This window comes from Paracoccus sp. MA (assembly GCF_020990385.1).
Classification (GTDB): domain Bacteria; phylum Pseudomonadota; class Alphaproteobacteria; order Rhodobacterales; family Rhodobacteraceae; genus Paracoccus.
In genome coordinates, this window is the sequence record NZ_CP087598.1 from 1645357 (window position 1) to 1658551 (window position 13195).

The following is a 13195-nucleotide window of genomic DNA, read 5'->3' on the forward strand; positions in this document are numbered from 1 at the left end:
CCCGTCCCGTCCCTGCCCTGCCCTGCCCTGCCCTGCCCTCAGGCCTCGGCGGCGGGGAAGCCCTTGGCCAGGATGCGCCCGGCCATAGGCGCGGGAATGGTGCCCGGGGTGCGGCCGCGCTCGCCGTCCAGGCGGGTGCGGACGAAGGCGCCCGCCAGATCCGGCTCGCCATGCAGCAACAGCACGGCGGCGGTCAGCAGCAGGGCGCTGCGCTCGACGAACCAGCGCGCCTCGGCCTCGGGCACGCCGCCCGCCCAGCGGTCGCGATGCGCCGCCAGCGCCGCGTCATAGGCCCGGTCCAGCCCGGCGGCCTGGTCCAGCCGCGCCGCCAGCGCCTCGGCGGCCAGCGGCTCGCGCGCCAGCGTGCGCAAGGCGTCCAGGCAGATGACATTGCCCGAACCCTCCCAGATGCCGTTCAGCGGCGCCTCGCGATAAAGCAGCGGCAGCGGCGTGTCCTCGACATAGCCCATGCCGCCCAGCACCTCCATCGCCTCGGCCACGACCTGCGGGCACAGCTTGTTCGACAGGTATTTCGCCAGCGCCACGCCGATGCGGGCAAAGGCGCGATCCTCGTCGCCCCGCCCGTCGAAGCTGGCGGCGACATGCAGGCCCAGGGCCAGGCTGCCCTGCCAGTCCAGCACCAGATCGGCCAGCACCGAGCGCATCAGCGGCTGGTCGATCAGCCGCCGCTGGAAGGTGCTGCGATGGGCGGTCCAGTGATGCGCCTCGCGCAGCGCCGCCCGCATCAGCCCGGCCGGCGCCATGGCGGTGTCGAGCCGGGTGTGATGGACCATCTCGACGATGGTGCGGATGCCGTCGCCCTCCTCGCCGATCTGCCAGGCCAGGGCGCGCTGGTATTCGATCTCGGCCGAGCCGTTCGAGCGGTTGCCCAGCTTGTCCTTGAGCCGCTGGATGCGGATGGCGTTGCGCCCCTCCTCCAGCCAGCGCGGCACCAGAAAGCAGGTCAGCCCGCGCCCGGTCTGCGCCAGCGTCAGGAATCCGTCCGACATCGGCGCCGAGCAGAACCATTTATGCCCGGTCAGCCGCCAGGCGCCGCCGTCCGGCTCGGCCCGGGTGGTATTGGCGCGCACGTCGGAACCGCCCTGCTTTTCCGTCATCGCCATGCCCAGCAGCGCGCCCTGCTTGTCGCCCAGCGGCCGCACGGCGGGATCGTAGCGCCGCGACAGAAGCGCGGCGCGCCAGTCGCCGGGCAGATCCTGCGCCGCCGAAACCACCGGCACGGCGGCATAGGTCATGGTCAGCGGGCAGCAATGGCCCGGCTCGACCTGGCTGGCCAGATAGACCATCGCGGCATGGGTCAGGTGCCCGGCCGTCCCGCCCTCCCAGGCCACCGAATGGTAGCCGGCGGCGACGGAATCGCGCATGAAGCGGTGCCAGGCGGGATGGAAGCGCAGCTCGTCGAGCCGCCTGCCGCCGCTGTCGAACAGGACAAGCTCGGGCGGGTGGCGGTTCGCATCGCGCCCCGCCTCGCGCATCTCGGCCCGGCCCAGCAGCGCGCCGTAATGCGCCGGCCATTCGGTCTGCGCGCCGCCGGCCTCGATCATGGCGCGCAGCAGCGGATCGTCGCGCCACAGGTCGCGGTCGCCGGGATCCTTCGGCTGGTTCAGGACCTCATGCGTCCCCAGATCGGCAACGGGGTCGAGATGCATCGCCAGAGCCTCCTTTTTGCGCATCTGTCCGATCCTAGCCCGGAACCGCCGCGCATCGCGAGTCAGCAGAGTCCGGCGCCCGGCATGCCGGAGGACATTCGCCACCTCATCGTCGGCGGGGCGCGCGCAATGTCCTGCGCCTGGCCAGAGAGCAGGCATGAGCCGCCCGCCTGCCCCCGCGCCGGATCAGCAAGGCAGGTCAGGCCCGGGCCGTCCGGTCCCGGCCTTCGGCGCCCGGGGCGCCCTGCCCGCCGCCGACAAGCGCGGCCATTTCCTGCTCGTCCAGGGTTTCCTTTTCCAGCAGGCGGCGGGCGGTGCGTTCCAGCAGATCGCGGCGCTCCTCCAGCAGGGCGACGGTCCGCCGGAAGGTCTCGTCCACGATGCGGCGCACTTCCTCGTCCACGGCGGCGGCGGTCTCGTCGGAATAGGCGCGCTCCTGCGGGCCATACCAGGGCTGGTCGGTCGCAAGGAAGGACCGCTGGTCCCGCTCCAGCGCGACATGGCCCAGCCGGTCCGACATGCCATAGCGGGTGACGATGGCGCGGGCGATGTCGGTGACCTTGACCAGATCGTCGGCGGCCCCCGTGGACAGATGGCCGAAGACGACATGCTCGGCCGCGCGGCCGCCCAGAAGCACCGCCATCTTGTCGTGCAATTCCTCGCGCGTCATCAGGAAGCGGTCCTCGGTCGGGCGCTGGATCGTGTAACCAAGCGCACCGATGCCGCGCGGGATGATCGAGACCTTGTGAACCGGATCGACCCCCGGCAGCGCCATGGCGACCAGCGCATGGCCCATCTCGTGATAGGCGACGATCTCGCGCTCGCGCGGGTTCAGCAGCCGGTTGCGCTTTTCCAGGCCGGCGACGATGCGCTCCACGGCGTTGTTGAAATCCTCCATGGTGACGGCATCGGCATTGCGCCGCGTGGCCAGCAGCGTCGCCTCGTTGACCAGGTTGGCCAGATCGGCACCGGTAAAGCCGGGGGTCAGGGCGGCGATCTTCTCGGGCTCGACATCGGGGCCGAGCCTCGCCTTCTTCAGATGCACGTTCAGGATCTGCACCCGGCCCTGCTTGTCGGGCCGGTCCACCAGCACCTGCCGGTCGAAGCGGCCGGCGCGCAGCAGCGCCGGATCAAGGATCTCGGGGCGGTTCGTGGCCGCCAGCAGCACGAGGCCGGTCGAGGGGTCGAAGCCGTCCAGCTCGACCAGAAGCTGGTTCAGCGTCTGTTCCTTCTCGTCATGGCCGCCGGACATGGGGCCGATGCCGCGGGCGCGGCCAAGCGCGTCCAGCTCGTCGATGAAGATGATGGCCGGGGCCTTGGCGCGGGCCTGCTCGAACAGGTCGCGCACCCGCGCGGCGCCGACGCCCACGAACATCTCGACGAATTCCGAACCCGAGATGGAAAAGAACGGCACCCCCGCCTCGCCCGCGACGGCGCGGGCCAGCAGGGTCTTGCCGGTGCCGGGCGGGCCGACCAGCAGGATGCCCTTGGGCATCCGCCCGCCCAGACGGCCGTAACCCTGCGGGTCGCGCAGGAAATCGACGATCTCCTTCAGCTCGTCCTTGGCCTCGTCCACGCCGGCCACATCCTCGAAGGTGACGCCGGTGTCGGACTGGACATAGACCCTGGCCTTGGACTTGCCGATCTGCATCAGCCCGCCGCCCATGCCCGCGCCCATGCGCCGGATCACGAAGATCCAGATGCCGAGGATCAACAGGACCGGCACCACCCAGGACAGCAGATCGCGCAGGAAGGTGCTTTCGATCTGGCCGGTGACGGTGACGCCGTGTTCCTGAAGCTGGCGGGCCAGGTCGGGCTCGACCCGGGTGGTGACGAACATCGGGCGGCCGTCCACCGGCTCGATGAAGCGGCCCTGGATGAAGCGGTCCGAAACCGCGACCTCGGAGATCCGGCCTTCGCGCAGATAGGCCTCGAACTGGCTGTAGGGGATCTGCGCGACCTGGTTGGCGGCGGTGAAGACATACTGGAATGCCGCCAGGACGAGGAAGGCGGCCACCCAATACCAGATGTTGAATTGCGTCCTGGGGTTCATGTCCATGCCGCCGCTCCTGTTCATCTCGCGACCATGAAAAGACGGTTGCCGTCGCGGATCAGTTCCAGCGCCACGATGGCACGGCGGCCGGCAAGCATGCCACGCAAATCCGCGACCGAGGAAACCGGCGTCCGGTTGACGGCGACGATCATGTCGCCACGGCGCAGGCCGATCCAGGCCGCAAGGCTGTCCGGCTCGACGCTGTCGACCATGATCCCGGCACCCCCCGCCCGGCGCGCCTCCTCCGCCGAGGCGTTGCGCAGCCGGGCGCCATCCAGCGGCGTGCCGGCGAAATCACCGGAGGAGGTCGCATCGGCGGTGATGGTCAGGTCGACCTCCCGCGCATCCCCGTCGCGCCTGACCGTCAGGCGGATGGTGCTGCCGACGGGCGTCAGGCCCAGCCGGTTGCGCAGATGCGTGGCGCCCTGCACCGGGGCGCCGTCGACAGCGGTCACCACGTCCCCCGCCTTCAGCCCCGCCTTCTCGGCGGGCGAGCCGGGCTCGACATTCGCGATCACCGCGCCGTGGATGCCGCCCAGCTCCAGCGCCTCGGCCAGGTCGGGCGTCAGATCGTGCATGCCGATGCCCAGCCTGCCGCGCCGCACCTCGCCGTGCTCGATCAGCTGCCGCATCACGGCGACGGCCATGTTGCTGGGCACCGCGAAGCCGATGCCGATATTGCCCCCCGCCGGGGTCAGGATGGCGGTGTTGATGCCGACCAGCCGGCCGTCCAGCGTCACCAGCGCGCCGCCCGAATTGCCCGGATTGATCGAGGCGTCGGTCTGGATGAAATCCTCATAGCCCTCGCGGCTGATGCCGCTGCGCCCCAGCGCGCTGACGATGCCCGAGGTCACCGTCTGGCCCAGGCCGAAGGGGTTGCCGATGGCGGCGACGAAGTCGCCGACCTGAAGGCGGTCGGAATCGCCGATCTCCAGCGCGACCAGATCCTCGGCCTCGATCCGCAGCAGGGCGATTTCCGTGGCCTGGTCGGCGCCGACGAGCTCGGCCCGGAACTGGCGCCCGTCCTTCAGGGTGACGCTGATCGCGCTGGCCTCGGCGACGACGTGATGGTTGGTCAGCACATAGCCGTTTTCGGCATCGACGATCACGCCGGAGCCGGCGCTCATCTGCCGCCGCATCGGCGGGTCGCGAAGATCGAAGAAGCGGCGGAAATAGGGATCGTTGTAAAGCGGGTTCGATACTGCCGGGGTTTCCGAAACCACCGCGATATTGACCACCGCCGGGGTCACGCGCGACAGCATCGGGGCGATGGTGGGAATACCGCCCCCAGCCTCGGGCATGGGCTGCCCGACAGCCGCTTGGGGCGGCGCGACCAGCGCCAGGATCGTGCACAGCGTGATGACGGCCGCGCGCAGTCGGGGGATTTTCATCGACATCGGCAATCTCCGTTTGATCGGTGGTGATTTCCTTTCTCGCCCGAGACCAGACGGAGAACAAGAAAACGGCCCGGCGGGTTGCCGGGCCGTTCGGGAGGTCACGCTGTCGAATAGGGCCGGTCGTCGCCCGACCACAGGCTGACGCCCGCCAGGATCGCGACGACCAGACCGGCGATCACATGCACCCACATCGCCGCCGCGAGGGTCGCGAAGCCCAGAACCCAGGGCGCGATCACCGCCCAGAGGCCAAGGGCGACATTGGCCCATTCCTCAAGCCTGTGGAACGCGAAGAGCGCGGCCAGCGCGATCAGCGTCATCGCGGCCCCGACGAGCCAGGCGTTCCACGCCGCGGCGGTCTCGGCCGCGAAGCCGAGATACCAGGGCGACAGCAGAAGACCGAGACTGGCAACGACATTGGCGATGTCGAATGCCGTCCGGCGATCGAGAGACAGGGATTTCAGCATCGTTCACTCCTCCTTGTCGGTTGCTTGGTGATCCCGTCAATGGACCTTCCCCTGCGGGGGAAGGCTGGATGCGGCGGCGGCGGTTGTCGCCGCCGCGATGGCTCAGCCCTTGATGGCGATGCGCTTGACCTGCGACTGCGCCTTTTCCGTCTTGGGCAGGGTCACGGTCAGCACGCCGTTCCTGAAATGCGCATCGACCTCGTCCTCGCGGATCTCGGCGCCCAGCGGGATACGGCGCTCGAAACGGCCGTAAAAGCGTTCCGAGAATTGCCGGTCCTTATCCTCGACCTCCGAGCGTTTCTCGCCCTTCAGCGTCAGCACGCCGTCATCCAGCAGGACTTCGATGTCCTTCTCGTCAAGGCCCGGCACCTCGGCCGTCACCCTGATCTCCTTCTCGTTGTCGGAGATCTCGACGCTCGGCCAGCCGCCGCCAAAGGCAGGGACCGTGCCGACCGCGGGCAGGCTGAAGCCGCGGAAGACGTCGTCGAACAGCCGGTTCACCTCGCGATGCAGCGACAGGAAGGGATCGCGGTCGCCGTCGCGGAAGGCGGTGGGAAGCTGGTTGCCGCCATTGCGGTTCCAGGGGATCAGATCACGGACATTCATGATTTTCCTCCGTCATGGCAACAGGTTGCCGGAAACGCCGGGCGCTGCCCGGCGGCCGGCGGGGATCGTGCGGTGACAGGGCCTCAGGCGGCCTGCTTGCCGGTCTCGACCTGCTGCGGCTGGGATTTGGGCAGGGCCTTGGCCGGGGCGATCTCGATCCGGCGCGGCTTCATCTCTTCGGGGATCTCGCGCCGCAGGTCGATCGTCAGCAGCCCGTTCAGCAGTTCGGCGCCGGTCACCCTGACATGATCGGCGAGTTGGAAGCGCCGGCGGAAGCTGCGCTCGGCAATGCCGCGATGCAGATACTCGCCCTTGTCCTCGCCAGCCTTGCGGCCGGTTACCGTCAGAACGGTCCGTTCCTGCGTGATGGCCAGCTCGTCGGGCGAGAAGCCCGCCACCGCCATGGTGATGCGATAGTCGTCCTCGCCGGTCTTGGCGATGTCATAGGGCGGCCAGTTGTCGACCGTCCCGACCCGGCTTGCCGCTTCCAGCGCGTTCAGCATCCGGTCGAAACCGATGCTCGACCGGTAGAGAGGGGAAAAGTCGAAAGTGGTTCTCATAGCCACATCCTCCGTTGAGCAACATGGATACAAGTCTTTCGCCGTGCGGTGCCGTTGCATCCGCCCCGGCATGCCGGCCCCGTTCGAGGCTTCCGGCGATCCACGATTTAGGGCGCGGAAATGGCGGTTCAAGGGGGCGAAAACACCGCGAATGCGGCCTCTTTCGTGCGCCCGGAAAGCCCCTGTCTGGCTGGCTGATGCAGGCTTGGAGAACCGCCACGCGACTCGGATATCAGGCCGGTTCCGGCAGCCGCCGGTGAGCCGCTGATCGCCTGGAACAGGCGACGGTCGAGGAGCTGGCATGGGGCTGGCGCCATGCCGACAAGGCCATGATCGGCGCGGGGCATCCCCTGTCAGCCGCGTCGCCGAACGAAGGGTGGCCATCCTTAAGGCAGGGCCAGACCCCGGGGAACAAGTCGGGTTCAGTGCCTGAACCTCGGCGAGAGCAGCAGGATCCTCGGCTCCTCCGCCTCGCCGTCCCTGGACGGCAAAGGCCGCTCCTCGACATGCGGGCTGCTGGCCTGCAGCACATCCAGCATGTCGGGAAAGCCATGGGCCACATCCGGCATCCCGGCGATCTCATAGGCGCTTTGGCCCAGCCCCGCGTAATGGACGATGGTGCCGCCCCGCCGCGTCAGCCGCGCCGCGAAGAAGGCGCAAGAGATCAGGCATTCGTCCCCGATCTGGCGCGACTCGCCCTTTCCCGCCTGCCTCTGCGCCGCATCCATCAGCCGCACCGTCAGCCGGTCGGGCGCAATGGGACGGTGCATGTAGCGCGCCAGCGTCGAGGCAAGATGAAACTCGAGCTCGGACGACAGGGCGACCTGGCTTTCGCGCATCCCCTCGATCACCAGATCGCGGGCGGCAGAGAGATATGTGTCCGTCATGAAACCCTCGGCATCAGTCTGAACGAAACCCTTTCATAAGGAAAGTTTGGCCCAGCCCCGTCTCAGGTCAAGCCCCTGCACCGATCCGACCTCGCTGAAATCACACGATATTGCGCGCAATCCTCATGATATCGGCAGCAGGCGGCGTCGACGGTGCTTGTGGCTGACAAGGACCGCGAGTGGCCGGAAAAAGCTGTCACACCCAACCGGGAGCATGGCGAGATGATCAAGTTCGGCGCGGCCGACGCGGCCAAGAGCTGTCCACGCGCCGGAAGACGCCGCTTCGGTCGTCGGCCTATCGAGCTCGGGGCCATCGATTGCAGACGCCCGACATGATTTCGGGACAGTCAGGAAAGCTTTCCGTTGAGCAACCTGTTAGTGACGCCATGGCCGTCCCCCGCCTCGATGACCCTCAACGGGGCCTGGCCCCGGAAATAAAACGCGTTGTCGCAGACGGATGGGGAACAGAAAGTTCCTACTTCCGAGATCAAGTTCCAAAAAGGAGGAAAATAACGCGAGTTATCAGCGCCAAAACAAGGCGATGGTGACCCCGGCAGGATTTGAACCTGCAACCTGCCCCTTAGGAGGGATAGTCGCATATCCGAATTCTCCTTTTATTTACATTTCCTTAGCGCATTCAGAAGTCGTGGTATGTACCGGCTTTGTACGAAACCGCGCGCGAATCTGCCCTTCGTCAACCTCGGCGTGAGCATAAATGCGCATCGGCAGATTTGCATCAGCCCATCGCCCTGCCTCGGCCGCAGTGACCGGATCAACCTGCTGGCGCACGACCAGTTCGGTGTAAAAGCCGTGACGACCTGCGGCATGAGCTGACAGATAGGGGATTCCGGCACGCCTGCAGATCGTGCGCCAGCGATTGTTGTAACCTGTGGAGCTACCGTAACCGAAAACACGCGGGTCCAGCAAAGCTCCGGTGCGGCGATTGCGTGGCCGCTTCGGCTTCAGTGCCTCGATTTCGGCCATCATTTCCGGCGACACGGTGATCCAGACCTCCGGGTGCCCTTTCTGCGCTTTCAAGCGCACTTTGCATTCGTCCGATCGCAAGTCATTGGGCCGAATTGATACGGCCTGATCGATCCGAGCTGCGGTCTCGAACATGAAACGAACCAAGGCAGCGTTATAAGGATCAGCCGCGTTGCAGAAAGCGTCAATCCATTTCTGATTCGATGGCTTTCGCTTTATTCGGCTCTGGCGATTACGCTTTTGGTCTTGGGAAATTCGTTCGAATTGATCGTATGGCTTAACACGTAAGAGCGGGGTGCCAACCAACTCATGCGCGTTGTTAATAGCGGCACGAGCGGGCGTGACGATTTCCCGCCACCAAGTGTCCGTCGAGACATTCGGCCGAAGCTTGGGCCCAAGGTTCTTGAGAAGTTTTCCAGTAATATCGGAGATAAGCATATCGCCGATTTCATCCAGAATTGGCAAGAGCTTTCGTGCTTCTCGCTCTTTTGCCTGATAAAGATACACTGCATCTCTGAAATAGTAAGCTTCCTTTACGCCGCCATAATAGCGGCGACGCTGTATATCCGTTTCCTCGGCTATCCAGTCATGCGCGCCAGCTTCATCAGTCGCGCCCGTGCTTTTTCGGTATGGACCGGTGATGGCGCGGCCGTTGATTTCGACACGACCCTTGACCCACCAGATACGGCCTCGGAGATATGGTTCGAGCGGCATTTCTGTCCCTCCATTAAAATCTCATCAAGATGAGCAGGCGTAATGATCATCGAATTTCCCAGACGGTAGCAGGCTCCAATCCGGTTCGCCTTTTCCCTCAGGCTCCGTTCGCTGATTTCCAGGCCCCGTTCGCAAAGCCGCAAGACCCATTCTGCCGGCGTCATGCCCGTATCAAGAATTTTGGACCCTGTCGGTTCGCCATTTACAGTCATCTTGGAAACGCTCATTCGCTGAAAGCTTCGTGAAATACTTACGCGGAAGGCCGTTGTGAGGGACGTCGCGCTCGGTCAGCCTGCGAAATGAGGTCCGCTTCACGCAGCAGGATCTCATCCATCTGGTCGGGGGTGATGAAAATTGCCCGTCCGATAGCGAAATATTGACCGTGCGTGCGGGCCTTGGAGCGTAGTGTACGCGGTGACAACTCGACTCCACGCGGGCGAAGCTTCGCCGACCATTCTTCGGGGGTGCGCCCCAGATCGAAAATCTTCGACATGTCTGTTCTCCTTTCCTATATGTTGGAAAACATGCATGGACAGATCGGTCAATGGATTGAAAAATATCGTCATTTTTAGTGCAAGAACTTGCATCTTTTGCACGGAGACGTCGCGAAATGAACGGGAAAACGCCCCAAACGCACCTCGATATCAGATTTGATGACGACGATCTGGACGGGGAGGCCTGGTTGCAGGACGATTTTGATTCGTTTGAGCCTGAGAGTAAGCGCGCCCCGGTCGCACCTGTGGGTGCGATCCTGAAGCAGGCGCGGAGGAAGATTGAAGAAAAGGGCATCTCACAGGAGGAGATGGCGCGGCGGCTTGGCATCCCCAAACGAACCTACATCGCCTACGAGTCGCAGGAAGTGCCCAAGGTGCCCGCCGAGGTGCTGCGCAGGCTTGCTGCGATAAGCGACATCGATGCCGAGTTCATTCTGACCGGGCGGGTGCGCCATTGCGATTATGGTCCGATCCTGGAGGAAATCTTCGAGCTTCAGACATATATCGTTGCCCATTTTCGGGACGGAGAGGATCAGATTTCCTACGAGGACTTGCGTACAGTCGTCTATGAGGTGCTGTCGGATCGCGAGCAGGATCGCTGGTGGCGCGGCGATCCGACGATCCAGTACACGAAGGCCGACATTGTGCAGGCTGTTCGTAAGCACACCAAGTACGGCAAGCGCTATTGGGCGGCACTTGACGACGACGGTGATGCTTCTTCCGCCTGACGGACTGCATCAAGGCCCCCTGCTGCCGCCGGAGAAGCCGCCGAATTGCGCCCCAAGCGCCTCTTCACCAGGGACTGCAACTGTATGCCTTGAAGATACGACATTGCCACATCTTGCGCACCCTAGAATGGCTTGCACAATCGGTGCTATAAAAGCACTATGTTCCCCGAATGTTCGACAAGGAAACGCCCGTGACCGCAACGCTCGCCCGCCAAACTGCCTTCCCTGGTTTCTGTCCCGTGACCGAAGCTGTGGAGAAGTTGGCGACTGAAGGCGGGATCGAGGAGCGCGGCGCAATCTACACCAAGCGTGAGGTCGTCGACTTCATCCTCGACTTGGCAGGCTATACGGACAATGCGCCACTAACCGACTATCACCTGCTTGAGCCATCCTTTGGCAACGGTGATTTCCTGCTGCCAATCCTCGACCGACTCCTCGCGGCGGCCGCGCGCGACGGCAAGCTCACCTATGACGACCTTGCACCCGCCATCCGCGCCGTCGAGCTGCATCGCTTTACCTTCGAAGGTACGCGCGCACTGGTTGCGCAGCGCCTTCGGGAGAGCGGCATCGCGCGGGACGAGGCGGCACGTCTGTGCGATGTCTGGCTGCATCAGGGAGACTTCCTGCTGGCAGGCTTCGACGCGCAGTTTACTCACGTCGTCGGCAACCCGCCTTACGTCCGTCAGGAGGCCATTCCCGGTGCGCTGATGAGCGAGTACCGTCAGCGCTATAAGACCATCTACGACCGCGCCGACATCTATGTCCCCTTTATCGAACGGTCACTGGCCTTGCTCGGCAAGGGCGGCAAGCTCGGTTTCATCTGCGCGGATCGCTGGATGAAGAACAAGTACGGCAAGAAGCTGCGCGAACTTGTCAGCAAGAGCTACAGCATGAAAATCTACGTCGATATGGTCGATACCGACGCCTTCCAAGCAGAGGTCAGCGCCTATCCCGCTATTACCGTGATCGCCAGGGATCATTCACAAGTGACGCGCGTCTTCGCACGTCCGCCCGTTGACGCGGCCTTTCTCAAGACCCTCGCCGCCGATCTGACCGCCGCACGGCTGCCCGCGAAGAGCCGCGTCCGCGAGATCAGGAATCCAGCATCTAGCGGCGATCCGTGGGTGCTCGACTCATTCGACGAATTGGCGCTGGTGCGGCGGCTGGAAGAGCAGTTTCCTGCCCTTGAAGACGCAGGGTGCAAGGTCGGCATCGGCGTTGCAACGGGAGCCGACAAAGCCTTTATCGGCGACTTCGAGGCGCTGGACGTCGAGCCTTCCCGAAAGCTCCCCTTGGCGATGACGCGCGACATCCTCGCAGGTCATGTCGCGTGGCGGGGCAAAGGGATCATCAATCCTTTCGGCGAAGACGGCAAGCTTGTTGATCTCGAGGATTTTCCCAAGCTGCGCGCCTATCTCGAAGAACGGAAGGAGCAGATCGCAGGGCGCCATGTTGCGGAGAAGAACCCGCGCGGCTGGTATCGCACCATCGACCGCATTTACCCCGAACTGACCTACCGCGAGAAGCTGCTGATCCCCGACATCAAGGGGGATGCCTCTATCGTGCACGAGGAAGGCAAGCTTTACCCGCACCACAATCTGTATTTCATCACGTCCGATGAATGGGACGTTCCTGCGCTCCAGGCCGTCATGCGGTCAGGCATCGCACGGTTGTTTGTCGGGCTTTACTGCACACGCATGCGTGGCGGCTATTTGCGCTTTCAGGCGCAGTATCTCCGCAAGATCAGAATACCGAAGTGGTCGGACGTGAGTGTCGACCTGCGCGACAAACTCGCACGCTACGCGGAAACGAGCGACCGCCATGCTCTCAACGAAATTGTATCGGAACTCTACAGCCTGAGCCCCGAAGAGCTGAAATTGATAGAAGGGACAAGTGACGCATGAGTCTTGATCTTGCCAACTACGAAGAACAGGCGCGCGAAGCGGTAAAGCTGTTTTGGGGCAACCGCGAAGCCGCGCTGGCGCGGCAGATCGAGTCAGGAAATCAGGATGCGGGGGCGCGCGGCGCTGTCACGGCAGGCAAGAACATGGACGGCTTCCTCGCCATCGCCCAAACCCTTGTCGAGGCCAACGGGCTTGCGCTTGCCGATATCTGGGTGCAGAAGCGCGTCTTGACGCTGCCTGGCTTTTTCAGACCGACAAAGCTGTGGGACATGCTGGTCATGTATCGGGGCGAGCTTGTCGCCGCCGTTGAATTCAAATCACAGGTCGGCCCGTCTTTCGGGAACAACTTCAATAACCGCTGCGAAGAAGCCATCGGCACCGCACACGACCTATGGACAGCCTTCCGGGAGGGCGCGTTCGGGAGCGACGTTCCGCGCCCTTTTCTCGGATGGGTCATGCTGGTCGAGGACTGCCCGAAATCAAACGTGCCCGTTGCCGACAAGCAGCCGCACTTCCCCGTCGATCCTGCCTTCAAACATGCGTCATACGCGCAGCGCTACGATATTCTTTGCAAGCGCCTCGTGCAGGAAGGGCTTTATTCAAGCGCCACCTTTCTCGCGTCGCCCCGCGAGGCGGCCAAGGACGGCGCGTACAGACATCTCAGCGACCTCACGTCACTCAAGACCTTCGTGACCGAATTTGCGGGCCATATTGCGGCGGTTGCGGCACGGTAG

12 protein-coding genes are annotated in these 13195 nt (G+C 64.2%); 3 read left to right on the top strand and 9 right to left on the bottom strand.

The features are described from left to right. Nucleotides 1-38 precede the first annotated feature (38 nt). The 9 genes from LOS78_RS15230 to LOS78_RS15270 form a co-directional block, all read right to left on the bottom strand. On the bottom strand, nt 39-1670 hold the full coding sequence (locus tag LOS78_RS15230; RefSeq protein WP_230378528.1) for an acyl-CoA dehydrogenase family protein: 1632 nt from the start codon (nt 1668-1670) through the stop codon (nt 39-41). 199 nt (nt 1671-1869) lie between these two features. Further along, nucleotides 1870-3723 (bottom strand): ATP-dependent zinc metalloprotease FtsH, encoded by a 1854-nt coding sequence (gene ftsH, locus LOS78_RS15235; protein ID WP_230378529.1) that lies wholly within the window; start codon nt 3721-3723, stop codon nt 1870-1872. A gap of 20 nt (nt 3724-3743) precedes the next feature. Continuing rightward, nucleotides 3744-5120, bottom strand: a complete 1377-nt coding sequence (locus LOS78_RS15240) for a DegQ family serine endoprotease (protein ID WP_230377378.1) — start codon at nt 5118-5120, stop codon at nt 3744-3746. 98 nt (nt 5121-5218) lie between these two features. Then, on the bottom strand, nt 5219-5584 hold the full coding sequence (locus LOS78_RS15245; protein WP_028716852.1) for an SPW repeat protein: 366 nt from the start codon (nt 5582-5584) through the stop codon (nt 5219-5221). Nucleotides 5585-5686: 102 nt separating this feature from the next. Further along, nucleotides 5687-6190 carry an Hsp20/alpha crystallin family protein gene (locus tag LOS78_RS15250; RefSeq protein ID WP_017998448.1) on the bottom strand — a complete coding sequence of 168 codons (504 nt, stop codon included), beginning with the start codon at nt 6188-6190 and terminating at the stop codon, nt 5687-5689. A gap of 83 nt (nt 6191-6273) precedes the next feature. Beyond that, nucleotides 6274-6750, bottom strand: a complete 477-nt coding sequence (locus tag LOS78_RS15255) for an Hsp20 family protein (protein WP_230377379.1) — start codon at nt 6748-6750, stop codon at nt 6274-6276. A gap of 422 nt (nt 6751-7172) precedes the next feature. Beyond that, nucleotides 7173-7637, bottom strand: a complete 465-nt coding sequence (locus tag LOS78_RS15260; RefSeq protein ID WP_028713314.1) for a hypothetical protein — start codon at nt 7635-7637, stop codon at nt 7173-7175. Between the two features lie 618 nt (nt 7638-8255). Further along, nucleotides 8256-9335: a tyrosine-type recombinase/integrase gene (locus tag LOS78_RS15265; RefSeq protein WP_230377380.1), complete on the bottom strand. Its 1080-nt coding sequence runs from the start codon at nt 9333-9335 to the stop codon at nt 8256-8258. A 250-nt stretch (nt 9336-9585) separates the two neighbouring features. Further along, complete coding sequence (locus LOS78_RS15270; protein ID WP_152366684.1) at nt 9586-9828, bottom strand: hypothetical protein; 243 nt, start codon at nt 9826-9828, stop codon at nt 9586-9588. Nucleotides 9829-9945: 117 nt separating this feature from the next. On the opposite strand from LOS78_RS15270, the gene LOS78_RS15275 reads away from it, so the two are divergent. From LOS78_RS15275 to LOS78_RS15285, 3 genes are all read left to right on the top strand, one after another. Then, on the top strand, nt 9946-10557 hold the full coding sequence (locus tag LOS78_RS15275; RefSeq protein ID WP_230377381.1) for a helix-turn-helix domain-containing protein: 612 nt from the start codon (nt 9946-9948) through the stop codon (nt 10555-10557). 170 nt (nt 10558-10727) lie between these two features. After that, on the top strand, nt 10728-12461 hold the full coding sequence (locus LOS78_RS15280) for an Eco57I restriction-modification methylase domain-containing protein (RefSeq protein ID WP_230377382.1): 1734 nt from the start codon (nt 10728-10730) through the stop codon (nt 12459-12461). Then, nucleotides 12458-13195 carry a PaeR7I family type II restriction endonuclease gene (locus LOS78_RS15285; RefSeq protein ID WP_230377383.1) on the top strand — a complete coding sequence of 246 codons (738 nt, stop codon included), beginning with the start codon at nt 12458-12460 and terminating at the stop codon, nt 13193-13195. Before LOS78_RS15280 ends, LOS78_RS15285 begins: the two co-directional genes overlap by 4 nt.

Bases quoted from the DNA above. Each gene is read 5' to 3' on its own strand.
- LOS78_RS15265 (WP_230377380.1), bottom strand. From the start codon at position 9,335: ATGCCGCTCGAACCATATCTCCGAGGCCGTATCTGGTGGGTCAAGGGT.
- LOS78_RS15230 (WP_230378528.1), bottom strand. From the start codon at position 1,670: ATGCATCTCGACCCCGTTGCCGATCTGGGGACGCATGAGGTCCTGAAC.
- LOS78_RS15280 (WP_230377382.1), top strand. From the start codon at position 10,728: ATGTTCGACAAGGAAACGCCCGTGACCGCAACGCTCGCCCGCCAAACT.
- ftsH (WP_230378529.1), bottom strand. From the start codon at position 3,723: ATGAACCCCAGGACGCAATTCAACATCTGGTATTGGGTGGCCGCCTTC.
- LOS78_RS15285 (WP_230377383.1), top strand. From the start codon at position 12,458: ATGAGTCTTGATCTTGCCAACTACGAAGAACAGGCGCGCGAAGCGGTA.
- LOS78_RS15240 (WP_230377378.1), bottom strand. From the start codon at position 5,120: ATGTCGATGAAAATCCCCCGACTGCGCGCGGCCGTCATCACGCTGTGC.
- LOS78_RS15275 (WP_230377381.1), top strand. From the start codon at position 9,946: ATGAACGGGAAAACGCCCCAAACGCACCTCGATATCAGATTTGATGAC.
- LOS78_RS15270 (WP_152366684.1), bottom strand. From the start codon at position 9,828: ATGTCGAAGATTTTCGATCTGGGGCGCACCCCCGAAGAATGGTCGGCG.
- LOS78_RS15245 (WP_028716852.1), bottom strand. From the start codon at position 5,584: ATGCTGAAATCCCTGTCTCTCGATCGCCGGACGGCATTCGACATCGCC.
- LOS78_RS15250 (WP_017998448.1), bottom strand. From the start codon at position 6,190: ATGAATGTCCGTGATCTGATCCCCTGGAACCGCAATGGCGGCAACCAG.
- LOS78_RS15255 (WP_230377379.1), bottom strand. From the start codon at position 6,750: ATGAGAACCACTTTCGACTTTTCCCCTCTCTACCGGTCGAGCATCGGT.
- LOS78_RS15260 (WP_028713314.1), bottom strand. From the start codon at position 7,637: ATGACGGACACATATCTCTCTGCCGCCCGCGATCTGGTGATCGAGGGG.